This window comes from Serratia sp. X3, assembly GCF_014982455.1.
Lineage (GTDB): Bacteria > Pseudomonadota > Gammaproteobacteria > Enterobacterales > Enterobacteriaceae > Serratia > Serratia ureilytica.
The window spans coordinates 86,790-109,320 of record NZ_JADCNB010000005.1; the positions used below are offsets into that span (position 1 = coordinate 86,790).

The following is a 22,531-nucleotide window of genomic DNA, read 5'->3' on the forward strand; positions in this document are numbered from 1 at the left end:
TATTGACTGGCAGTCAACACTGTTGTGCGCTGGATCGCATTTTTACCTGCGCGGCTAACGATTACACTCATCGCCAGCTAGGTAGTTTCCCCCTTTTCGGCGGGAAGCATGCCATATCTTAACTCTGACGGGAGCCGCGAAAGATGAGCAATATCCTGATTATCAACGCTAAAAAGCAATTCGGCCATTCCAACGGCGAACTCAACCAAACCCTGAGCGACGTGGCGGAAAGCTTCCTGCGCGATCTGCAGCACGATGTGCAGGTCACCGTGGTCGACGACGGTTATGACATCGAAGCCGAGGTAAAGAAATACCTGTGGGCCGACGCGGTCATCTACCAGATGCCGGGCTGGTGGATGGGCGAACCCTGGATCCTGAAAAAATACATCGATGAAGTGTTCACCGCCGGTCACGGCAGCCTGTATGCCAGCGACGGCCGCTCTCGTTCTGACGAAAGCAAAAAATATGGCTCCGGCGGCCTGATCCAGGGCAAAAAATACCTGCTGAGCCTGACCTGGAACGCCCCGCTGGAGGCCTTCACCGATCCCGATCAGTTCTTCCACGGCGTCGGCGTCGACGGCGTTTACCTGCACTTCCACAAGGCCAACCAGTTCCTGGGAATGGAAGCGCTGCCGACCTTTATCTGCAATGACGTGATAAAACAACCGGATATCGAAGCGGACATCGCACGTTATCGCGAGCATCTGGCGAAAATTTTTGCTTAACTGACGCAGAACATACTCATCAACGAGGTAAGCATGATCACCGTAATCGCAGAAATCAAAGTGAAACCCGGCCACCGCGCCACCGTACTGCAAGCCATTGAAAAGTTGGTGCCGCTGGTGCTGGCGGAAGAAGGTTGCGGCGAATACACGCCGATGGTCGACAGCAATACCCAGGCGCCGTGGCAGAAGCGGTCGCCGGATTCGGTGTTCATGCTGGAGAAATGGGAAAGCATGGCGCATCTGGAAAAACATCTGGCCATTGATCACATGCTCAAACACCGCGACACCCTCAAAGACAGCGTGCTGGACACCGAGATCTACATCCTGGAAAACGCCCTGTAAGCTCCGCCTTATAACGTCTGCGCGTCGATGTGCGCGCTGACGTAGTCCAGAAAACAGGTGATGCGCGCCGCCAATTGCGTATTGCGGTAATACACCGCATTAATCGGCTGGCGTACATCCAGCGTCTCCTGCTCCAGCAACGTCACCAACTTGCCCGCTTCCCGATCGCGCCGGGTCATAAAGTCTGCCAGCTGTACGATCCCCTCGCCCCGCAGCGCCAATTGCCGCAGCGTTTCACCGCTGGACGCCGAGATCGTCGGCGTGATGGTGAAATGCGGTGCCTGGCGATAGCGCAACGGCCACTGGTTCAGCGATTCCGGCTGGGTAAAACCGAGCAGACAATGCCGGTGCAACGCCTCCACGCTCTGCGGCGTGCCGTGCTGCTGCAGATAAGCCGGGCTGGCGAGGATGCGCAACCGGCTGGCGCCCAGCGCGCGTGCATGAATGGTCGAATCGCGCAACGCGCCGATGCGAATGGCGATATCCGTGCGTTTTTCCAGCAGATCGATGATCAGATTGTCGGTGTTCAGCTCGAGCGAAATTTGCGGATAACGTTCCCTGAACCCCGCCACCAGCGGCACGATGACGTGCTCCATAAAAGGCGCAGCCGCATTGACCCGCAGTCGCCCGGCCGGCATCTGCCGGCGCACCGCCATTTGTTCTTCGGCATTTTCCACCGAGCTGATGATCGTACGCGCATGGCTCAGGAAGCTTTGCCCCTCTTCGGTCAGCTCCAGGCGACGCGTAGTGCGGCGCATCAGGGTGGTTTCGAGCTTATTCTCCAGGCGGCTGAGCGCGCGGCTGATGCCGGAAGTCGTCTGGCCGAGCCGATCGGCGGCGGCGGTAATGGAACCGCTGTCGACCACCGAAGTGAACGCCAGCAATTCTTCGAGCGTGATCTTCATGCATTCCGGCCCAGGTTATCGGGCGCCGCATGAACGCCCTGCGGGAAAGCCGGCCCGGCGTTTCACCGGGCCAGGGTCAGGCTCAGACCGCCAATTCGGCCATGTCGCCCTTGTCTTGCAGCCAGTTGCGGCGATCTTCCGAACGCTTCTTGGCCAACAGCATGTCCATCACCGCCAGCGTCTGATCGACATCATCTTCCGCGACCGTCAATTGCACCAGACGGCGGGTGTTCGGATCGAGGGTGGTTTCGCGCAGCTGCAGCGGGTTCATCTCGCCCAGCCCTTTAAAGCGCTGGACGTTCGGCTTGCCTTTCTTGCGCTTCAGCTGTTCCAGCACGCCGGCTTTCTCTTCTTCATCCAGCGCGTAGAACACCTCTTTACCGAGATCGATGCGGTACAGCGGCGGCATGGCCACATAAACGTGCCCGCCTTTCACCAGCGAACGGAAGTGGCGCACGAACAGCGCGCACAGCAGCGTAGCGATGTGCAGGCCGTCGGAGTCCGCATCCGCCAGGATGCAGATTTTGCCGTAGCGCAACTGGCTGAGATCTTCGCTGTCCGGATCGATGCCGATCGCCACGGAAATGTCATGCACTTCCTGCGAGGCCAGCACTTCGTCCGAGGAGACTTCCCAGGTATTCAGGATCTTGCCCTTCAGCGGCATGATCGCCTGATATTCGCGATCGCGCGCCTGCTTGGCCGATCCGCCCGCCGAGTCCCCTTCCACCAGGAACAGTTCGGTCATGGCCAGATCCTGCGAGGTGCAGTCCGCCAGCTTGCCCGGCAGCGCCGGCCCGCTGGTCAGCTTCTTGCGCACCACTTTCTTGGCGGCGCGCAGACGGCGTTGGGCGCTGGAAATCGCCAGCTCGGCCAGCTGTTCCGCCGCCTGAACGTTCTGGTTCAGCCACAGGCTGAAGGCGTCTTTCACCACGCCGGAAACGAAGGCCGCGCACTGACGCGAAGAGAGACGCTCTTTGGTCTGCCCGGCGAACTGCGGATCCTGCATCTTCACCGACAGCACGTAGGCGCAGCGATCCCAGATATCCTCCGCCGACAGCTTCACGCCGCGCGGCAGGATGTTGCGGAATTCGCAGAACTCGCGCATCGCGTCCAGCAGCCCCTGACGCAGGCCGTTGACATGGGTGCCGCCCTGCATGGTCGGGATCAGGTTGACGTAGCTTTCGGTCAGCAGCTCGCCGCCTTCCGGCAGCCACAGCAGCGCCCAGTCCACCGCTTCGGTATCACCGGCGAAATTGCCGACGAACGGCGCTTCCGGCAGGGTGATCAGGCCGTTAACCGCTTCCATCAGGTAGTCGGTCAGGCCGTCCTGATAGCACCAGCGCTGCTCGGTGTTGTTCACCTTGTCGATGAAATAGATCTCAACGCCGGGGCACAGCACCGCTTTGGCTTTCAGCAGGTGAGTGAGGCGCGATACCGAGAAACGCGGGCTGTCGAAGAACTGTTCGTCCGGCCAGAAGTGCACGCTGGTGCCGGTGTTGCGTTTGCCGCAGGTGCCGGTCACCGTCAGGTCTTGCACTTTGTCGCCGTTTTCGAAGGCGATGCCATAGACGTTGCCGTCGCGGCGCACGTTGACTTCTACCCGCTTCGACAGGGCGTTGACCACCGAGATCCCAACGCCGTGCAGGCCGCCGGAGAACTGGTAGTTTTTATTCGAGAATTTACCGCCGGCGTGCAGCCGGCACAGGATCAACTCAACCGCCGGCACGCCCTCTTCCGGGTGGATGTCCACCGGCATGCCGCGGCCGTCGTCGATCACTTCCAGCGACTGATCGGCGTGCAGGATCACGTCGATACGCTTGGCGTGTCCGGCCAACGCTTCGTCGACGCTGTTATCGATCACCTCTTGGCCGAGGTGGTTTGGGCGCGTCGTGTCGGTATACATGCCGGGACGACGGCGCACTGGTTCTAGACCGCTGAGTACTTCAATGGCATCAGCGTTATAGCTGGATTGAGTCATCGTTGATTATTTTTTCGTGGTTAAAGGGAGGTGCCGGAACGGTCCGTCAGACCGCGTTTAGCCCTAAAAAATCCACAATCTGGGGGAAGTAGTGCTCGAAACCGACGAAGGCGTGGTTTCCACCCGACTCCACCGTTTGCCGACACGCGGTGTAATACGCCACTGCCTGGCCGTAATCGAGAATTTCATCGCCCGTTTGCTGCAGCAGCCAGATTAAATCCGGCGACTCCAAAGGATCGATCTGCATCACTTTCAGATCGTAAACGTGACGAGACTCTAACACATATTGCTGGCCGGTGTAGGGGTTCTCGTTGGCGCCGAGATAGTCGACCAGCAATTCAAACGGCTTGACCGCCGGGTTGACCACCACCGCCGGCAGCGAAAAACACTGCGACAGCCAGGTGGCGTAATAGCCGCCCAGCGAGGACCCCACCAATCCGAGCGTTTGTCCGGCGCGTTCCAGCACCAGATTTTCCAGCATCTCGGCGGCCTCCGCCGGAAAGGCCGGCAGCTGCGGCACCAGCATCTCGATAGCGGGATGGTGTTCGGTCAGCCAGGCCTTGAAGGCCACCGCCTTGGCCGACTGCGGCGAGCTGTTGAAACCGTGCAGGTAGAGCAGTGTCGAAGGCATCAGTATCCATCCGAGTCCATATCGGGGCGGAAATCGTCGTTTTCCAGGCGGAACACCTGCGTCTCGACGCGGCCGTCCGGCAACAGATCGAGGTAACGCCAGCCGGGGGAGACGTCGTCGATGGTAAAGTTAGTGCAGTGCGGCTTGAATTGCACGCAGGTGGACGGCGTCGCCAACAGGCGCCGGCCCTGCCATTCCAGATCCAGATCCTGGTGAATATGACCGCACACCACGGTATTCACCTTCGGGTAGCGCAACAGGATCGCGCCCAGCATATGCGGGTTGCGCAGGCTGTGCTGATCGAGCCAGGTGCAGCCGGAAGGCAGCGGATGGTGGTGCAGCAGCAACAGCGTGTAGCGCTCGGGGTGCGCCTGCAGGCAGCGTTCCATCCACTCGAGCTGGTATTCGCTCAGCTCGCCGTGCGGTACGCCGAACACCTGGCTGTCCAACATCAGCACCTGCCAGTTATCGCCCAGCAGCACCTGCTTGGAAGGGGCGATGCCGGCGGCGGCCAACGCGTCGACCATCGCCGGTTGGAAATCGTGGTTGCCCGGCAGCCACACGCACGGAGCCGGCAGTTGCGCAATGCCGGCGGCGAAGTGGCGGTACGCCTCCTGCGAATGATCCTGCGCCAAATCTCCCGTGGCGACGATCAAATCAACATCGCGGCGCTGCGCCTGAATGGCGTCCAGCACCGCGTGATAGCTGCGATAGGTATTGATGCCGAGCAACGTCTCGTGTTCGCCGGCAAAAAGGTGGGTATCTGTTATTTGTAGAATCCTGACCGCGGCCCCACTCGCCACGGGCAGTTTAAACAGGCTTTCCAAATGGTGTCCTTTGTTATTTCAGTCTGTCTAACAAACCGGAACCGCCATCGCTCCATGCGCCAAACAGTAGCGCAGCCAATCAGCAAGAAACTGGTTAATTTGATGCTTTTCGTCGCGTTGATGCAACTTTTTATTAGGATAATCATAACGCGCTTTAAAGCGGTAGATCTGCTGACTGGAACACACTTCCGCAACCATGGCGTCATGGTATAACCGCACCGTCATCGCGGGCAGGCTCCAGTAGCTGACCGCCGGAAAGATCTGCTCGATCGCCACCAGCGACGTGTAACGCGTGGACTCAACGATGGTCAAACGATAGCCGGCGCCATTCACCTGATAAGTCACCGTTTCGCCCGCTTCGTCGTTGCGCGGCAGCAAGCGGCGCAATTGCGCGAAGTTGGTTTCGCACAATCTCATCATTTCGGGGAAATCAGGGGTATAGCGCTGTTTCATTAGTTGGCCCACTCTTTTCTCAACGATTCATGGTGCAACGCCAGCCATTGCAATGCAATCACTGATGCGGCGTTATCGATCGCGCCCTCTTCCACCCAGCGGTAAGCCTGCTCGCGGCTGACCACATGGACGCGAATATCTTCATGCTCTTCCGCCAGGCCGTGGATGCCCTCGGCGGTGCCGGCGTCCACCTCGCCGACCATGATCGACAAGCGTTCGCTGGTGCCGCCGGGGCTGGCCAGATAGCTCAGCACCGGCTTGCAGCGCCCGACCACCACGCCGGCTTCTTCCTGCGCTTCGCGGCGGCACACGTCTTCGACGCTTTCGCCGGTTTCGATCATACCCGCCACCATTTCCAGCAGCCAGGGTGAATTACTGGTATCGACCGCGGCGATGCGCAGTTGTTCAATCAGCACCACTTCATCGCGCACCGGGTCGTAGGGCAGCAGCACCGCCGCATGGCCGCGTTCGAAAATTTCACGCGTGATTTCAGGACTCATTTCACCATTGAACAAGCGATGGCGAAACCGGTATAAATTGAGTGAAAAAAAACCACGGTACAGCGTCTCGCGTGCAATAATTTCTACATCTTTTTTATCGAAGGTGACGGGTGACGGCTGCGAACGGTTCATGCGCGAATTCTCCTGCGTGAGTATGCCGATAAAATAAACGGTTTTGATGACAGAAACAGCGGGTCTCACCGCCGCCGCTTTATGTTAGGCTGTTTTTCGCCGCCGGACGCGGCGCGTTTGTGCGCTCGCGGGTAATAGCGGGAAACAATCCTGATTGTCAGCCATAATATCAGCTGCAGTCGGCCCGGGCAGTACGCCAAGGTAAATGGGCGGTCTGAAAGGTAAAAGTTACGTGAGATGGCACATTCAGCCACCTGATGCGTACCGCAGACTCTGCTAGAATCGGCAACTATTTCGTCTATCGTCAGCGCTAACATAGCAATATTGCTGCACAACAAGGAATGCAAATGAAGAAACTGCTCCCCCTTCTTATCGGACTGAGCCTGGGCGGCTTCAGTGCAATGAGCCAGGCAGAGAACCTGCTGCAGGTCTACAAACAGGCCAGGGAAAGTAACCCGGATCTGCGCAAAAGTGCTGCTGACCGCGACGCCGCATTCGAAAAGATCAATGAAGCGCGCAGCCCGCTGCTGCCGCAGCTCGGTTTAACTGCAGGTTACGATTACACCAACGGTTATCGTGACAGCAATGGCGTTAACAGCAACGTCACCAGCGGTTCGCTGGCATTGACGCAGACCCTCTTCGACATGTCGAAATGGCGCCAGCTGACGCTGCAGGAAAAGAGCGCCGGCATCTCCGACGTCACCTTCCAGACCGCAGAGCAGTCGCTGATTCTCAACACCGCCACCGCCTACTTCAACGTGCTGAAGGCGATCGACACGCTGTCGTACACTCAGGCCCAGAAAGACGCGGTGTACCGCACGCTGGATCAAACCACTCAGCGCTTCAACGTGGGCCTGGTGGCGATCACCGACGTGCAGAACGCCCGCTCGAACTATGACACCGTGCTGGCGGCGGAAGTCTCCGCCCGCAACGATCTGGACAACGCGCTGGAAACGCTGCGTCAGGTCACCGGCAGCTTCTATCCTGAGCTGGCCTCGCTGAACACCGATCGCTTCAGCACCCAGCGCCCGGAAGCGGTGAACAACCTGCTGAAAGAAGCGGAGGCGCGCAACCTGAGCCTGCTGTCCGCCCGCCTGAGCCAGGATCTGGCGCGCGAGCAAATCCGCGCAGCCCAAACCGGCTATATGCCGACGATTGACGTCAGCGCGTCAACCGGTATCAGCAATACCAAATACAACGGCTCAAAGACCGGCGGCGCGAATGCTGCACGCTACAGCGACTCCGATGCGGGCCAAAATAAAGTGGGCATCAGCTTCAATCTGCCGCTGTACAGCGGCGGCGCGACCAACTCGCAGGTTAAACAAGCGCAGTACGGCTTTGTCGGCGCCAGCGAGCAGCTGGAAAGCGCTCACCGCAGCGTGGTGCAGACCGTGCGTTCATCGTTCAACAACGTTAACGCTTCGATCAGCAGCATCAACGCCTATAAACAGGCGGTGATCTCCGCGCAGAGCTCCCTGGACGCGATGGAAGCCGGTTATCAGGTCGGTACCCGCACCATCGTCGATGTGCTGGACGCCACCACCACGCTGTATAACGCCAAACGTCAGCTGTCCGACGCGCGTTATACCTATTTGATCAACCAGCTGAACATCAAGTCGGCGCTCGGCACGCTGAACCAGAACGATCTGCTGCTGCTGAACGGCGCGTTGGGCAAGCCGGTATCGACCGCGCCAGACGCCGTCGCACCGCAAAACCGCGCGCAGGACGCCTATGCGGACGGTTATCAGGACAATGCGCCGATGCAACAGACTGCGGCGCCAGCGCCGGCGGCCACTCGCGCATCCGCGCCGGCCGTTACCACCAGCCAACCGGCTCGCCACAGCGGTAACCCATTCCGCAACTGATGTCCGCACGCTGACAAACACGGGGTCCGGCCTGCGCCGCGCCCCGTTTTTTTTGTCCCGATTTTCCCCGCTTCTGCCCGCCGCCTCACAGCCGCCGCTGCGCCAGGTGATATCATCGTCACTCTCGTTTTCGCAGTTGGATGAGGTTCGATGGACAACGATTCACGTTGGCAGCAACTGATTAACGACGGCGAACTGCCGCCGCCGCTGCGCCCGACGCCGGCGGTGTATGCCTCCTGGCTGCGTTGCCGCAGCCTGATGCAGCCTGATGTCTGGCAAGCGCCGCACCGCGCGCAGGGCGCGACCTTCGAATCGATTTGCCGCCGCAAGAACGATCTGCTGACGCTCGGCCAGGCGGCGCTGGAAGACGCCTGCGAATACATGGAGCCGCGGCGTTGCCTGCTGATGATCCTCGACGAGAGCGGCTGCATGCTGTGGCGCTGCGGCGACGCCCAAACCTGGGAGATTCTGCAGCAACTGGGATTCGCCCCCGGCGCTTACTGGGCCGAAGGACAGATCGGCACCAATGCCCCGGCGCTGGCGGCGGCGGAAGGCCACCCGGTGCGGGTGAGCGGTGAAGAACACGTGCGCCGGGCGCTGCACGGCTGGTCGTTCTGCGCCACGCCGGTCTACGACAACAGCGGCCGCCAGCGCGGCTCGATCGCCCTGGGTTGCCTGCTGGCCGACAGCGCTGCCGGCGATCTGTCGCTGACGCTGGCCATCGCCCGCGAAATCGGCAACTCGCTGAACGCCGACAGCCTGCTGGCGGAATCCAACCGCCATCTGAATCAGCTTTACGGGCTGCTGGACGGCGTGGACGACGGCGTCATGGCCTGGGATCACCGCGGCTACCTGCAATACATCAACCAGCGCGCCGCCGGCCTGCTGAAGCTGGACGAACAGCAGAGTCAGGGCAAGCCGTTGGCGCAGTTGCTGACGCTGCCCGCGCTGCTCAAGCGCGCCATCGCCGACCGCCAACCGTTGCAACACGTCGAAGTCACCTTCGAAAGCCAGCGGCAGTTTATCGCCGCCTTGCTGACGCTCAAGCCGATTTTCGACGGCGATCGCTGCAGTTTCATCGCCCTGCTGCACCCGCTCGAACGGCTGCGTCAGTATGTCAGCAGCCAGCTGGGGCGCGTCAGCCACAGCTTCGAGCAGATGCCCTCCGCCTCGCTGGAAATGCGGCGACTGATCCGTTACGGCCAGCAGGCGGCCAAAGGCCAGCATCCGATCTTGTTGCGCGGGGAGGAAGGCGTCGGCAAAGAGCGGCTCAGCCAGGCTATCCACAACGCCAGCGAGCGCGCCGCCGGGCCGTATATTGCCCTCAACTGCCAACTGCTGCCGCAGGCACAGGGGCTGCGTGAGCTGCTGGGCAGCGACGCCAGCGAAGAAGAGGCGGGCCAGCTCAGCAAATTCGAATTGGCTAACGGCGGCACGCTGTACCTGGAACAGATCGAATACCTGCCGGCGGAGATGCAGTCGGCGCTGCTGCAGGTGCTGAAAACCGGCGTGGTGATCCGCCTCAATTCCAGTCGGGTGATCCCGGTCGATGTGCGGGTGATCGCCGGCAGCGCCGCCGATCTGCCGCTGCTGGTGCAACAAAACCGCTTCCGCCGCCAGCTGTTTTACAGCCTGCAGGCGTTCGAGATCCAAATCCCGCCGCTGCGCCAGCGGCTGAGCGATATTCCACTGCTGGTCAAACACCATCTGGGCACGCTGGAGCAACATTTTCAGTGTCGCTTCCGGGTGGATGACGAGGTGATGGCTCAGTTGACGCTCTATCTGTGGCCGGGCAACGATTTGGAACTGAAAGGGGTGGTGGAGCGCGCGGCGATGATTTGCCACGGCCACCACATCCAGCTGGCGGACCTGCCGGCGCACCTGCTCGGCCAGCCGTCGCTGCTGGAAAGCGATCCGCAGCCCGGCGCGCCGCTGTTGACGCTGACGGACATGGAGCGCCAGGCGATCCTGCGGGCGGCGACCGTCAGCCGCGGCCAGCTGACGGAAATGGCGCAGCTGCTGGGCATCGGCCGCACCACGCTGTGGCGGAAGATCAAACAGCACGGGATCGACATCCGCCAGTTCAAGCTGCGCGCCTAGTGGCTGAGCTGCAACACCCCGCGCGCGGCGTCCAGCATCGCCTTCTGGCCGCTGCGGGTTTTGCTCAGGCAATCCTGCATGCCGACCACCATCGGAATGCCCATCGCCTTCGCCAGAATGGCGCTGTGCGAGAGGGCATTGCCGCCGCTCAGGCAGATGCCGAGCACCAGTCGGCGATCCAGCATCACCACCTCCGAAGGCATCAGCTCATCCATCACCAATATTGACGGCTCTGCGAGCGCAATGATCGGCAGTGGCTGCCCCTGCAGGTGGCACAGCGTGCGGCGCAGCATGTCGCGCACGTCCAGTTCGCGCGCCCGCATGTAGTCGTCATCCAACTCGCGGTACTCTTCGGCGATCGCCTCCAGCACCTGCCGCCAGGCCTGCTCGGCGCTGCACAGCTGCTGCGCGATGCGGGTGTAAGCCGCCTGCTGCAGATCCGGATCGTCCAGCAGCATGCTGTGAGCGCCGAAGATCGCCGCCTGCGGCTTGCCGATCAAGGTGCCGGTGCGCTCCGCCAGCCGGTTGAGATCGCTCAACGTTTGCTGCAGCGCCTCCCGCAGGCGTTGCTGTTCGCCCAACACCTCGTCCGCGCCTATCCGGCGCTCGGCGGTTGGCGGCCAGACACTGCGGGCCTGAAACACCGGCCCGCTGGTGACGCTTTCCGCCACCGGAATGCCGTGTAGCGAAGGCTGCTGCCGCTCGGAGACCGTCTCGCCGAAGTGTTGCTCCGCCAGCGCCTTGAACGCCGCCAGCGCCTCGTCCGCCTGCGCGCCGTCGGCGATCAAACGAATGGTGTCGCCGTGGCGCACCTGCAGCAGCGCCAGCTGATTAAGGCTGCGCGGATCGACACACTGCCCCTGTTTTTCCAGCACCAGCTCGGCCTTGAACGGCGCCAGCGCTTCGACCAGCCGCGCCGCCGGGCGCGCGTGCAGTCCGTGCGGGTTCTGCACCGTCCAGGTTGCGCTTTTGCCCTGCGCCAGCGGCAAAGCCGCGCGCTTCGCCGTAGGTGAAGCCTCGCCCAGCTGCGCCTGCTTGGCCTGCAGCGCCCCCTGCGCCTCCGCCACCACCTGCTCCAGCGAAGCGCCGGAGTTGGCGGCCACCACCGCCGCCAGCGTACCTTCAACCAGCGGCGCGGCGCACAGCCGCACTTTGGCGGCCAGATCCGGATCCAGCAGATCGAGCGCGGTTTCGGCACTGAGCAGCGCGCTGCCCAGATCCATCAGCACCAGAACGCCGTCGCCGTCGGCGACCGCTTCGATCGCCTCCATCACTTTGACCGCGTCGGTGCCGATCGGGTGCTGCTCGTCATCGACGCCCGCCGCCAGCGCCAGTTTGCAGCCGTCGCCGCGCATCATCTGCCGCGCCAACTGCTCAACGCCGCGCGCCAGCAACGCGCTGTGCGAAACCACCACGATATTAATCATCTCGCCTCCTGCTAACTGCCGGCAACCTCGGCCAGCGTTTTCATCATCAACATCACCGAAGTGGCGCCGGGATCCTGGTGGCCGATGCTGCGCTCGCCCAGATAACTGGCCCGCCCCTTGCGCGCCTGCATGGTGATGGTGCTCTCCACCGCCCGCTCGGCGCTGTCGGCGGCGCGCTGCAGCGCCTCCGCCACGCTCAGGTTCTGCTGTGCGGACTGGCCGAGGCTTTCCACCACCGGCCACCAGGCATCGCACATGGTCTTGTCGCCCGGCTCCGCCTTGCCGCGCATCACCACGCCTTCCACCCCTTCCTGCATCATTTGATGCAGCTCCGCCAGATCCAGGCTTTGCTTGGCGTTCGCCGCCTGCGCCGCGCGGATGAAGAAGGTGCCGAACAGCGGGCCGCTGGCGCCGCCTACGCTCGACAGCAGCGTCATGCCGGTGTTTTTCAGGATAAAGCCGATATCCTTGTCCGCCACCGACGGCAGCTTTTCCACCACCTTATTGAAACCGCGATTCATGTTCAGGCCGTGATCAGCATCGCCGATCTCGGTGTCCAGTTGGGTAAGAAAATCGCGCTCCCGGCTGAACACTTCGCCGCAACGCATCAGCCAATCGACGACCTGTTGTTTGGTCAACGCCATGATTCCTCCTCAGCAACCCCAACGCAGCGCAGGCGTTTTCACCGGCGCATCCCACAAGGACAACAGTTCGTCGTCCACGTTCAACAACGTGATGGACACGCCCTGCATATCGAGCGAAGTGCAATATGCGCCCACCAGGTTGCGTTCGATGATGATGCCCGCCTCGGCGCAGCGCTCCGCCAGCCGATGGTACACGCCGTACAGCTCGGACAGCGGCGTGGCGCCCAGGTTGTTGACCAACGCGATCACCCGATCGCCGCGCGTCAGCGGCTGCTTGGTCTGCATCTCGTCGCGCCACTCGCCCTGTTGGCGATCCCAGACGCGGATCGTGCGCTGATAGTGGCCGTGGTCGATCAGCGTATGGAACATGTCGTCCACCGCCGCGTTGAGCGTGGTGAACGGACGGCGTGCAATGCCCGGCTCGCCGTGAATGCCGACGCCGAACTCCATCTCGTTCTCCGCCAGGGTGAACGACGGTTTGCCGGCGGCGGGAACGGTACAGGCGCCCAGCGCGATGCCGATCGAATGCCCGTGGTTGTTGATGCGATGCCCCAGCGTCACCACGCTGTCCAGATCGTCGCCGCGCGCCGCGGCGGCGCCCAGCAATTTCTCCATCAGCACGGTGTTGGCCACCCCGCGCCGCCCGGCGGTGAACAGGCTGTCCTTGACCGCCACGTCATCATCCACCAGCACCGTCGCCACCGCGACGCCGCTGTCGTGCAGCAGCTCGGTGGCGGTTTCGAAGTTGAGCACGTCGCCGGTGTAGTTCTTGATCAGCAGCAGCACCCCGGCGCCGCCGTCGATCGCCTGACCGCACTCGTACATTTTATCCGGCGTCGGCGAGGTGAAAATCTCGCCCGGACAGGCGCCGTCGAGCATCCCTTCACCGACAAAACCGCAGTGCATAGGCTCGTGGCCGCTGCCGCCGCCGGACAGGATCGCCACTTTGCCCGCTACCGGCGCGTCGGCGCGGGTGACGAACGCCGGATCCGCATGCACCAGCAACTCGGGATGAGCCTCCGCCAGCCCCTGCAACTGCTCTTCCAACACCGACTCGACCTGATTAATCAGTTTTTTCACGATGGTTTCCTCTGTAAGCCAGGGGCGCGGCGCACCGCGCCCCAACGGTATCAATGACGCAGCAGCCAGGCGGCGCCGAGCCGATCCGCCGTCAGGATCGCCGCCTGCACGCCGGCAGGGGTGACCTTGAACGGCATGTTGTGAATGGTTTCGCCGGCGGCGCAGCTGGCCTCGGCCACCGCCATCGTCTTCGTCGCCTCGTCGCCGGTAACGCCCATCTGCGCCAGCGTGATCGGCAAGCCGATGCCATGACAAAACGCCAGCACGGTTTCAATCTGCGCCATCGGGCTGTTCTGCAGCACCAGCTGCGCCAGGGTGCCGAACGCCACTTTTTCGCCGTGATACAGGTGGTGACACTCCTCCAGCACGGTGAAACCGTTGTGAATGGCGTGCGCCGCCGCCAGCCCGCTGCTCTCAAAGCCGATGCCGCTCAGATACGTATTGGCCTCAATGATGCGTTCCACCGCTTCAGTCACCACGCCGGCCTCGACCGCCAGCTTGGCCTTCACCCCTTCGGCCAGCAGCGTGTCGTAGCACAGCCGCGCCAGACTGAGCGCCGCCAGCGTCGATTTGCCGCCGGCCATGCTGGTGGCCTGAGCGTCGAAGCAGGCCTGCGCTTCGAAATAGGTGGAGAGCGCGTCGCCCATGCCGGCCACCAGCAGGCGCACCGGCGCTTTGGCGATGATGGCGCTGTCCATTACCACCATGTCCGGGTTGCGCGGGTAGATCAGGTATTCGGCGAATTCGCCCTGTTCGGTGTAGATAACCGACAGCGCGCTGGTCGGCGCATCGGTGGAGGCGATGGTGGGAATGAGCACCACCGGCAGCCGTTGGTAGTGGGCGACAGCCTTGGCGGTGTCGAGCGTCTTGCCGCCGCCGACGCCGATCACCCCGCGGCAGCCGTGGGTCTGCAGCTCGCGGCCAAGCCGGTCTATCTCTTTACGGCAGCACTCGCCGTTGAAACGGGCCGCATGATGTTTCACGCCGTGCTGCTGCAGGCTGCCCATCAGGGTGTCGCCCGCCAGCTGCATCACGAAGTCGTCGGCGATCACGAAATAATGGTCGGCGAGGGATTTGGCGTATTCGCCGACGGCGGCCAGCGCATTGGCGCCCTGAATGTATTTGCCTGGTGACTGGATGATTCTCAACATAACCGGATCCTTGTAGGGAGTTGGCGATGGTACGTTCAGATATCAGGTGATGACGCGCCGACTTCGCCGCCGGCTTGTTGTTGTGCTTCGACTATGAGCGCCCGCCGCCCACCTGGCGAGCCACGCGATTTTTGTTCCATTATGGAACATCATCATAGCGATAACGTTTCATGATGAAACGCCAACGCGCGTTTTTTCGCCGCGAAAGCGAACTGGCGCACACCCCAACGTATAACTGCGTAAAGAGTGGATTCTGCGGGCGTTTCAGCTTTAATTTTGACCATGTTTCCCCTATCCTTAGCGCCACTACTGGGAAAGGGCGAAAACAGCCCGCATGATGGGATTGATAACGATGAAACGGACAAAAAACATCAACCAAGAGACGTTCCGCAAATCCTGGCGCAGCTACCGTGTCGCGCCCGTGGCCTTGGCGATCAGCGCCGTCTTTATGCTGGCTGGCTGCGAGAAGAGCGATGAAACGGTCTCCCTGTATCAGAATGCCGATGACTGTTCGCGCGCCAACCCTTCGATGAGCGAGCAGTGCACCACCGCCTACAACAACGCCCTGAAAGAAGCGGCGAAAACCGCGCCGAAATACGCCACCCGCGAAGACTGCGTCGCCGAGTTCGGCGAAGCGCAGTGCACCCAGGCGCCGGCTCCGGCGCAGGCCGGCATGGCGGCGGAATCGCAAAGCAGCGGCAGCTTCTGGATGCCGCTGATGGCGGGCTACATGATGGGCCGCCTGATGGGCGGTTCCGGCTTCGCGCAGCAGCCGCTGTTCACCTCCAAGAACGCCGCCAGCCCGGCGAACGGCAAGTTTGTCGACGCCAGCGGCAAGAGCTACGGCCCCGCCACCGCCGGCGGCCGCACCATGACCGTGCCGAAAACCGCCATGGCGCCAAAGCCTGCGGTCACCAACACCGTAACCCGCGGCGGTTTCGGCGAGACCGTGGCCAAGCAGACCAGCATGCAGCGCAGCAGCGCCACCTCCAACTCCGGCTCTCGCAGCATGGGCGGTTGATGCATGAAACGTATTGCCATTACCGAGCGCCCGGACTGGCGCGAAAAAGCGACCGAGTTCGGCTTCCGTTTCCACACCATGTACGGCGAGCCGTACTGGTGTGAAGACGCCTATTACCAGTTCACGCTGGCGCAGATTGAAGAGATTGAAAGCGCCACCGCCGAGCTGCATCAGATGTGCTTGCAGGTAGTGGAGAAAGTGGTCGCCAGCGACGAGCTGATGGCCAAGTTCTGCATCCCGAAACACACCTGGGAATTCGTGCGCAGCTCCTGGCGCACCAACCAGCCGTCGCTGTATTCGCGTCTCGATCTGGCCTACGACGGCGTCAATCCGCCGAAGCTGCTGGAGAACAACGCCGATACGCCGACCTCACTGTATGAAGCGGCCTTCTTCCAATGGCTGTGGCTGGAAGACCAGATCAACGCCGGCAAGCTGGATCCGCAATCGGATCAGTACAATAGCCTGCAGGAGAAACTGATCGAGCGTTTCGCCGAGCTGAAAGCGCATCACGGCTTCGGCCTGTTGCACCTGGCCTGCTGCCAGGACAGCGAAGAAGATCGCGGCACGGTGCAATACCTGCAGGACTGCGCGCAGGAAGCCGGTCTGCCGACCGAGTTCCTGTTCATGGAAGAGATTGGCCTTGGCGAGAAAGGCCAGTTCACCGATCTGCAGGATCAGGTGATCGGCAACCTGTTCAAGCTCTATCCGTGGGAATTCATGCTGCGCGAGATGTTCTCCACCAAGCTGGAAGACGCCGGCGTGCGCTGGCTGGAGCCGGCCTGGAAAAGCATCATCTCCAACAAGGCGCTGCTGCCGCTGCTGTGGGAAATGTTCCCGAATCACCCTAATCTGCTGCCGGCTTATTTCGCGCAAGACGATCATCCGCCGATGGATCATTACGTCACCAAGCCGCTGTTCTCACGCGAAGGCGCCAATATCCAGATCGTCGAAAACGGTCAGGAAGTGGCGCGCGTCGATGGGCCGTACGGCGAAGAAGGCATGATCGTGCAGCAGTTCCATCCGCTGCCGAAGTTCGAAGACAGTTACACGCTGATCGGCAGCTGGCTGGTGAACGATCAACCATGCGGCATCGGCCTGCGCGAAGATCGCGAACTGATCACGCAAGATCTGTCGCGCTTCTATCCGCACACCATCCTCGGCTGATCGCCCCGCTGAAGGCAAAAACGCCAGTCTCTGACTGGCGTTTTTTCTTTATCCCACCTGTACCGACAGCATGCTCAGCGCACCCATCTCGATACCGTCGATCGGCACGCTGATGGCCTCTTTTCCATCCCAGCCGCCGAGCACATACAACAACGGCAGATAGTGTTCCGGCGTCGGGTTCGACAGCGCCGCGCCCTCATGGCGCATGAAATCCACCAGCGGATGGTTATCGCCTCGATAACGCAGGCTATCCCGGACAAAGTTATTGAATGATTCCGCCCACGGATAGGCGCTGGTATCGCCCTGCCATTTCACCATGCGCAGGTTGTGCACCACGTTGCCGCTGGCGACGATCATCACGCCCTCATCCCGCAGCGCCGCGAGTTTGCGGCCCAGCTCATAGTGGTAAGCCGCCGGCTGAGTGCCGTCGACGCTGAGCTGCACCACCGGAATATCAGCATCGGGATACATCTTGATCAATACCCCCCAGGTGCCGTGATCCAATCCCCACTCGCCGAGATCCGCCGTTACCGGCACCGGCGCCAGAATGTGCTGCAGCTGCGCGGCCAGCGCGGGAGAGCCCGGCGCCGGATAGCGGGTATCAAACAGCGCCTGCGGGAACCCGCCGAAGTCGTGAATGGTTTTGGGTTTTTCCATCGCGGTGACCGCAGTGCCGCGGGTGTACCAATGCGCGGAAACCGCCACGATCGCCTTCGGGCGCGGCAATGACTCACCCAACGCACGCCATGCCCGGGTGTAGCGGTTGTCTTCCAGCACGTTCATCGGGCTACCGTGGCCCAGGAACAGTGCTGGCATACGAGAGGTGTTCATAGAGGGATCCTTAGTTCAAATTGTGCTATGGCGTTACATTACGCGCTTTGCCGCAGCAACACAGCCGGATAACCGTGATGATGATCTTCAATAAATTTGAATTAAAAAGCGCAAAAATGCACCGGCCAACAGAAAGTTAAAAAATACATATTTTTCAATTAATTAATAAATTCTGTGAATACTATGGCATTACTGCCACACAGATCTAATTTGTGAACAATTTATGTATTTTTTGTTAACGCAGTCGATACACTCCTCTTTCAGTCGACAGGGTGTTGGCAGCCCGTCGGCGCTACGGGAATCACGTCTCACCAAGGAGGAATTCATGTTCAGACTCACACTGGCAACCCAGCTGGCGCTTTCCATGACCTTGCTGGCCACCGGGGCGGCAGTCGCCGGCGCGGCGGACAACGCGCAGCTGACGCAGCGCGAAGACCCTTACTTCCTTCAGGCTCAAGCTCAGCTGCAACAGCGGCTGAAGCAAACGCCAAACACCAACCGCGCCAAAAACGTCATTCTGGTGGTCGGTGACGGCATGGGATTTTCCACCGTGACCGCCGCCCGTATTTTTGAAGGGCAGCAGCGCGGCGTGGATGGCGAATCCAACGTGCTGGCCTGGGAAGCCTTCCCCTATCTGGCGGCAGCCAAAACCTATTCCGCCGACGCCCAAATCACCGACTCCGCGCCCAGCGCGGTGGCGATGACCACCGGCGTCAAAACCATCAACGATCTGATGGGCCTCAACCATACGGCCGCCCTCAACAACTGCGAGGATCAGCAAACCAAGGCTGTCACCACGCTGTGGGAGATGGCCGCAACGCTCGGCATGTCCACCGGCGCCGTGACGACCGCGACCATTACCCACGCCACGCCGGGCGCCACCTATGCCCATATCGCCAACCGTGACTGGGAATCCGACGCCAAAATGCCGGCGGATGCTCTGGCCGCAGGCTGCCGCGACATCGCACGCCAGCTGGTGGAAATGAAGTACGGCAACGGCCTGAACGTGGCGATGGGCGGCGGGCGCGCCAACTTCCTGCCCGACAGCGTGAGCGATCCGGAATATCCCGGCAAGAAAGGCGCCAGAAAGGACGGCCGTGACCTGACGCAGGCCTGGCTGCAACGCTACGGCGAGCGCGGACAATACGTCTGGAATCAGGCGCAGTTCGACAAAATCGAACCGGGCAAAGTCGACCATTTGCTGGCCCTGTTCGAGCCGTCACACATGAACTTCGAGCACGATCGGCGGCAAGACGCGGCGGGAGAGCCTTCGCTGGCGGAAATGACCGGCAAGGCCATCGATATTCTGGCCAAGAATCCCGAGGGCTACCTGCTGTTGGTGGAGGGCGGACGCATCGATCATGGCAGCCATAACGGTAACGCCTACCGCACGCTGAGCGACGCGGTCGCGCTGAACGAAGCGGTGAAAACCATCGTCGACAAGGTCAATCTGGACGAAACCCTGGTGATCGTGACCGGCGATCACAGTCACACGCTGACCATCGCCGGCTATGCCAAGCGCGGCAATCCTATCCTCGGCATTTCCGTCGGCGTCGACGGCAAACCGCGGCTGGGCAGCGACGGCAAGCCGTACACCACCGTTGGCTTCGCCAACGGCCCCGGCGGCGCGATCCCATTGACCGAGCGCCCGGCATTAACCATGGAACAGGCCACCGCGCCCGACTTTATTCAGCCGGCGCTGGTGCCGCTGAAAAGCGAGACGCACGGCGGGGAAGATCTCGGCATCTACGCCATCGGCCCCTGGGCGCACCTGTTCCAGGGTACGGTTGAAGAGAACTACACCTTCCACGTGATGAATTACGCCAGCCGCATCGGCGAACGCCTGTCAGAACGGTAGATACAAAAAAGCCGCGTTACGCGGCTTTTTTATCGATGAAAGCAGCCGGCTATCAGCTGGCTTTTTTCTCGTGCGCCTGGCGGTAAGCCACCAGATCTTCGATGGTCAGCACCACCATGTCGTGCTGTTTGGCGAAGGCGATCACTTCCGGCGCATGCGCCATGCTGCCATCGTCGTTGGTCAGTTCACACAACACGCCGGCAGGTTTGAAACCGGCCATGGAGACCAGATCGATGGTCGCTTCGGTGTGGCCGCGGCGGCTCAGCACGCCACCCGGCTGCGCGCGCAGCGGGAACACATGGCCCGGACGGTTCAGGTCGCTCGGCTTGGCGCTATCTGCCACCGCCGCACGGATGGTGGTCAGGCGATCGGAAGCGGAAACCCCGGTGGTCACGCCCTGCGCCGCTTCGATGGTCACGGTGAAGGCGGTCTGGAACTGGCTGGAGTTGTTGGTCACCATCATCGGCAGCTCAAGCTGCTGACGGCGTTCTTCGGTGATGCACAGGCACACGATGCCGCTGCCGTGGCGAATGGTCAGCGCCATCTGCTCAACGGTCATGGTTTCCGCGGCGAAGATCATGTCCCCTTCGTTTTCACGGTTTTCATCATCGAGCACCATCACGCCGCGCCCGTTACGCAGTGCGTCGATCGCGCGTTCAACGCGTTCTGTCGGCGTGCCGAAGTCTGAAAGTAGCGTCTGATTCATGGTAAAAAACCTCATTAAAAATTATGGATTACCAGAACCAGGGCGATCTTGAGGAGTAGCTAGCAATAGCTAAAAAAATAACGCAAGCGGGCGCATGCCCGGCAGATACCGTTACTCTCTCCCATCCGGACTATAACCGTCGGCCCCGGAATTACACCGGATCTGCTGACCTCTAACCGGCCTTTACAGGCTGGCTGAGCGCTCGCGGGCTTTCACCGTAGAAGGTGATTTACCGCCGGTGGGGACTTTCACCCCGCCCTGAGAATAAGCCAGATGACTATAACGCTAATGGATAGACAGGGCAATTAGCAAAAGCACAATTCGGCCACGCGCGGCGAATGCGCTTAATGGTGTTTATCCGGCGGGCAACTCGCATTACACTAAGCGGCAGCTATTAAACTCTGAAAGGGATACGCCATGATTGACCCGAAAAAAATCGAACAAATCGCACGCCAGGTTCATGAGTCCATGCCTAAAGGCGTTCGTGAATTCGGGGAAGACGTTGAGAAAAAAATCCGTCAGGTGCTGCAGTCGCAGTTGACCCGCCTGGATTTGGTTAACCGCGAAGAGTTCGACGTGCAGACTCAAGTGCTGTTGCGCACCCGCGAAAAGCTGGCGCTGTTGGAACAGCGCATGGCCGAGCTGGAAAGCAAGCTGAGCGCGGCGCCGGCCGCCAAACAGGAAGACGAATAATTCCCGTCAAGGGCGCGCACCGCGCGCCCTTGTTCTTTACGTCGTCCGACGTTAGCCGCGCCCGTCTTTGATCGCTTTGATGATGTTGGTGGTCGACAGGCCGTCTTCAAAGTTCAGCACTTTGACATCGCCGCCGTTGGCCCACACTTCCGCACTGCCGGCAATCTCTTCCGGCTTGTAATCGCCGCCTTTCACCAGCAGATCCGGCAGAATGTCGGCGATCAAGCGCTGCGGCGTGTCCTCTTCGAACGGCACCACCCAATCTACCGCTTCCAGCGCGCCCAGCACAATCATGCGGTTCTCCAGCGCGTTGACCGGGCGTTTTTCCCCTTTCAGGCGTTTGGTTGACGCATCGCTGTTCACCGCCACGATCAGGCGATCGCCCAGCTTGCGGGCATTGGCCAGATAAGAGACGTGACCGGCATGCAGAATGTCGAAGATGCCGTTGGTCATCACCACTTTTTCGCCGCGCTGACGCGCCTGCGCCACGGCGTTTTTTAACTGCGCTTCGGTCATCACGCCAAAACCGGTCTCGGCGCGGCCGCGCACCGCGTTCTCCAGCTCGATCGGCGACACGGTGGACGTGCCGAGCTTGCCCACCACCACGCCGGCGGCGGCATTGGCCAGGAAACAGGACTCTTCAAGCGAGTTGCCGGCGGCCAGCGAGGCGGCCAGCACGCCGATCACGGTGTCGCCGGCGCCGGTCACATCGAACACTTCCTGCGCCTGGGTCGGCAAGTGCAGCGGCTCAACGCCCGGCTGCAGCAGCGTCATGCCGTGTTCGGAACGGGTGACCAGCAGCGCCGACAGCTCGAAATCCGCCACCAGCTTCATGCCGCGTTCCACCAGTTCCGCTTCATCCTTGCAGTGGCCCACTACCGCTTCGAACTCGGACAGGTTCGGCGTCAGCAGCGTCGCGCCGCGATAGCGCTCGAAATCGGATCCTTTCGGATCGATCAGCACCGGCACCTTGGCGGCGCGCGCCAGTTGGATCATGCCCTGCACCTGGCTGAGCGCGCCCTTGGCGTAATCGGACAGCACCAGCGCGCCGATCTGCGGCAGCGCCTGCTGAATGCGCTCCAGCATCGGCTGCGGATCGACGTTAGAGAAGCCTTCTTCGAAGTCGAGACGGATCAGTTGCTGGTTGCGCGACAGCACGCGCAGCTTGGTAATGGTCGGATGGGTCGGCACCGAGACGAAGTCGCAGCGCACGTTGACTTCATTCAGCTTGGCGCTCAGCGCCCGCGCCGCATCGTCGATGCCGGTCAGGCCCACCAGACGGGAAGTGGCGCCCAGCGAAGCGATGTTCATCGCCACGTTAGCCGCGCCGCCGGGACGCTCTTCGATGGTATCGACCTTGACCACCGGCACCGGGGCTTCCGGTGAAATGCGGCTGGTCGGCCCATACCAATAGCGATCCAACATGACGTCACCGACCACCAGCACACCGGCGCGGCGAAAATCAGGCAGCGTAACTTTCATCCGATAACTCCAAAAA

At 61.3% G+C, this 22,531-nt stretch carries 21 protein-coding genes and 1 riboswitch; of the genes, 8 read left to right on the forward strand and 13 right to left on the reverse strand.

The genetic code is table 11. The features are described from left to right. Positions 1 to 143 precede the first annotated feature (143 nt). Positions 144 to 725: an NAD(P)H-dependent oxidoreductase gene (locus IMX17_RS18710; RefSeq protein WP_042785391.1), complete on the forward strand. Its 582-nt coding sequence runs from the start codon at positions 144 to 146 to the stop codon at positions 723 to 725. 33 nt (positions 726 to 758) lie between these two features. Continuing rightward, positions 759 to 1,067, forward strand: a complete 309-nt coding sequence (locus tag IMX17_RS18715; RefSeq protein ID WP_182265441.1) for a putative quinol monooxygenase — start codon at positions 759 to 761, stop codon at positions 1,065 to 1,067. A gap of 8 nt (positions 1,068 to 1,075) precedes the next feature. On the opposite strand, the gene IMX17_RS18720 is transcribed toward IMX17_RS18715, so the two are convergent. The 6 genes from IMX17_RS18720 to nudF all read right to left on the reverse strand — a co-directional run bounded on the left by IMX17_RS18720 (position 1,076) and on the right by nudF (position 6,493). After that, entirely contained in the window at positions 1,076 to 1,972 is an 897-nt protein-coding gene (locus IMX17_RS18720) for a LysR substrate-binding domain-containing protein (protein ID WP_193550090.1), read from the reverse strand. Positions 1,973 to 2,054: 82 nt separating this feature from the next. Further along, positions 2,055 to 3,950, reverse strand: a complete 1,896-nt coding sequence (gene parE / locus IMX17_RS18725) for a DNA topoisomerase IV subunit B (RefSeq protein WP_025304305.1) — start codon at positions 3,948 to 3,950, stop codon at positions 2,055 to 2,057. A 46-nt stretch (positions 3,951 to 3,996) separates the two neighbouring features. Continuing rightward, positions 3,997 to 4,581 carry an esterase YqiA gene (gene yqiA / locus IMX17_RS18730; RefSeq protein ID WP_182265442.1) on the reverse strand — a complete coding sequence of 195 codons (585 nt, stop codon included), beginning with the start codon at positions 4,579 to 4,581 and terminating at the stop codon, positions 3,997 to 3,999. Continuing rightward, positions 4,581 to 5,408 carry a 3',5'-cyclic-AMP phosphodiesterase gene (cpdA, locus tag IMX17_RS18735; protein WP_004937250.1) on the reverse strand — a complete coding sequence of 276 codons (828 nt, stop codon included), beginning with the start codon at positions 5,406 to 5,408 and terminating at the stop codon, positions 4,581 to 4,583. Before cpdA ends, yqiA begins: the two co-directional genes overlap by 1 nt. Before the next feature lie 27 nt (positions 5,409 to 5,435). Continuing rightward, positions 5,436 to 5,861: a DUF1249 family protein gene (locus tag IMX17_RS18740; RefSeq protein ID WP_046897289.1), complete on the reverse strand. Its 426-nt coding sequence runs from the start codon at positions 5,859 to 5,861 to the stop codon at positions 5,436 to 5,438. After that, positions 5,861 to 6,493 (reverse strand): ADP-ribose diphosphatase, encoded by a 633-nt coding sequence (gene nudF, locus IMX17_RS18745; protein ID WP_004937242.1) that lies wholly within the window; start codon positions 6,491 to 6,493, stop codon positions 5,861 to 5,863. The genes IMX17_RS18740 and nudF overlap by 1 nt, the downstream gene beginning before the upstream one ends. 347 nt (positions 6,494 to 6,840) lie before the next feature. Between nudF and hasF the strand changes: the two genes are divergently transcribed. After that, positions 6,841 to 8,358 (forward strand): multidrug efflux transporter outer membrane subunit HasF, encoded by a 1,518-nt coding sequence (hasF, locus tag IMX17_RS18750; RefSeq protein WP_046897288.1) that lies wholly within the window; start codon positions 6,841 to 6,843, stop codon positions 8,356 to 8,358. A 150-nt stretch (positions 8,359 to 8,508) separates the two neighbouring features. Next, positions 8,509 to 10,458, forward strand: coding sequence for a dihydroxyacetone kinase operon transcriptional regulator DhaR (dhaR, locus tag IMX17_RS18755; protein ID WP_193550091.1), 1,950 nt, complete (start codon positions 8,509 to 8,511; stop codon positions 10,456 to 10,458). On the opposite strand, the gene dhaM is transcribed toward dhaR, so the two are convergent. From dhaM to IMX17_RS18775, 4 genes are read right to left on the reverse strand one after another with little or no spacing between them, the layout of a single operon-like run. Beyond that, entirely contained in the window at positions 10,455 to 11,885 is a 1,431-nt protein-coding gene (gene dhaM / locus IMX17_RS18760) for a dihydroxyacetone kinase phosphoryl donor subunit DhaM (RefSeq protein ID WP_182265444.1), read from the reverse strand. The genes dhaR and dhaM overlap by 4 nt on opposite strands. Positions 11,886 to 11,896: 11 nt before the next feature. Continuing rightward, the gene (gene dhaL, locus IMX17_RS18765) at positions 11,897 to 12,529 is read right to left on the reverse strand and encodes a dihydroxyacetone kinase subunit DhaL (RefSeq protein ID WP_046897285.1); all 633 of its coding nucleotides are present in this window, start codon (positions 12,527 to 12,529) and stop codon (positions 11,897 to 11,899) included. Between the two features lie 9 nt (positions 12,530 to 12,538). Continuing rightward, positions 12,539 to 13,609: a dihydroxyacetone kinase subunit DhaK gene (dhaK, locus tag IMX17_RS18770; RefSeq protein ID WP_033644603.1), complete on the reverse strand. Its 1,071-nt coding sequence runs from the start codon at positions 13,607 to 13,609 to the stop codon at positions 12,539 to 12,541. 50 nt (positions 13,610 to 13,659) lie between these two features. Next, on the reverse strand, positions 13,660 to 14,760 hold the full coding sequence (locus tag IMX17_RS18775; protein WP_193550092.1) for a glycerol dehydrogenase: 1,101 nt from the start codon (positions 14,758 to 14,760) through the stop codon (positions 13,660 to 13,662). Between the two features lie 352 nt (positions 14,761 to 15,112). Here IMX17_RS18775 and IMX17_RS18780 point away from each other — a divergent pair, with 352 nt between their 5' ends. After that, positions 15,113 to 15,781: a DUF1190 family protein gene (locus IMX17_RS18780; RefSeq protein ID WP_033644601.1), complete on the forward strand. Its 669-nt coding sequence runs from the start codon at positions 15,113 to 15,115 to the stop codon at positions 15,779 to 15,781. 3 nt (positions 15,782 to 15,784) lie between these two features. Beyond that, positions 15,785 to 16,945, forward strand: coding sequence for a glutathionylspermidine synthase family protein (locus tag IMX17_RS18785; RefSeq protein ID WP_193550093.1), 1,161 nt, complete (start codon positions 15,785 to 15,787; stop codon positions 16,943 to 16,945). A gap of 48 nt (positions 16,946 to 16,993) precedes the next feature. On the opposite strand, the gene ygiD is transcribed toward IMX17_RS18785, so the two are convergent. Further along, positions 16,994 to 17,776: a 4,5-DOPA dioxygenase extradiol gene (gene ygiD / locus IMX17_RS18790; protein ID WP_193550094.1), complete on the reverse strand. Its 783-nt coding sequence runs from the start codon at positions 17,774 to 17,776 to the stop codon at positions 16,994 to 16,996. A gap of 325 nt (positions 17,777 to 18,101) precedes the next feature. Here ygiD and IMX17_RS18795 point away from each other — a divergent pair, with 325 nt between their 5' ends. After that, positions 18,102 to 19,634, forward strand: a complete 1,533-nt coding sequence (locus tag IMX17_RS18795; protein WP_193550095.1) for an alkaline phosphatase — start codon at positions 18,102 to 18,104, stop codon at positions 19,632 to 19,634. 52 nt (positions 19,635 to 19,686) lie between these two features. Here the strand turns inward: IMX17_RS18795 and ribB are convergent, their stop codons facing one another. Then, positions 19,687 to 20,340, reverse strand: a complete 654-nt coding sequence (ribB, locus tag IMX17_RS18800; RefSeq protein WP_033636071.1) for a 3,4-dihydroxy-2-butanone-4-phosphate synthase — start codon at positions 20,338 to 20,340, stop codon at positions 19,687 to 19,689. 109 nt (positions 20,341 to 20,449) lie between these two features. After that, positions 20,450 to 20,610: riboswitch (FMN riboswitch) on the reverse strand. A 147-nt stretch (positions 20,611 to 20,757) separates the two neighbouring features. On the opposite strand from ribB, the gene IMX17_RS18805 reads away from it, so the two are divergent. Next, entirely contained in the window at positions 20,758 to 21,033 is a 276-nt protein-coding gene (locus tag IMX17_RS18805) for an accessory factor UbiK family protein (protein ID WP_004937216.1), read from the forward strand. A 51-nt stretch (positions 21,034 to 21,084) separates the two neighbouring features. On the opposite strand, the gene hldE is transcribed toward IMX17_RS18805, so the two are convergent. Continuing rightward, entirely contained in the window at positions 21,085 to 22,515 is a 1,431-nt protein-coding gene (gene hldE, locus IMX17_RS18810; protein WP_004937214.1) for a bifunctional D-glycero-beta-D-manno-heptose-7-phosphate kinase/D-glycero-beta-D-manno-heptose 1-phosphate adenylyltransferase HldE, read from the reverse strand. Between the last annotated feature and the right edge of the window lie 16 nt (positions 22,516 to 22,531).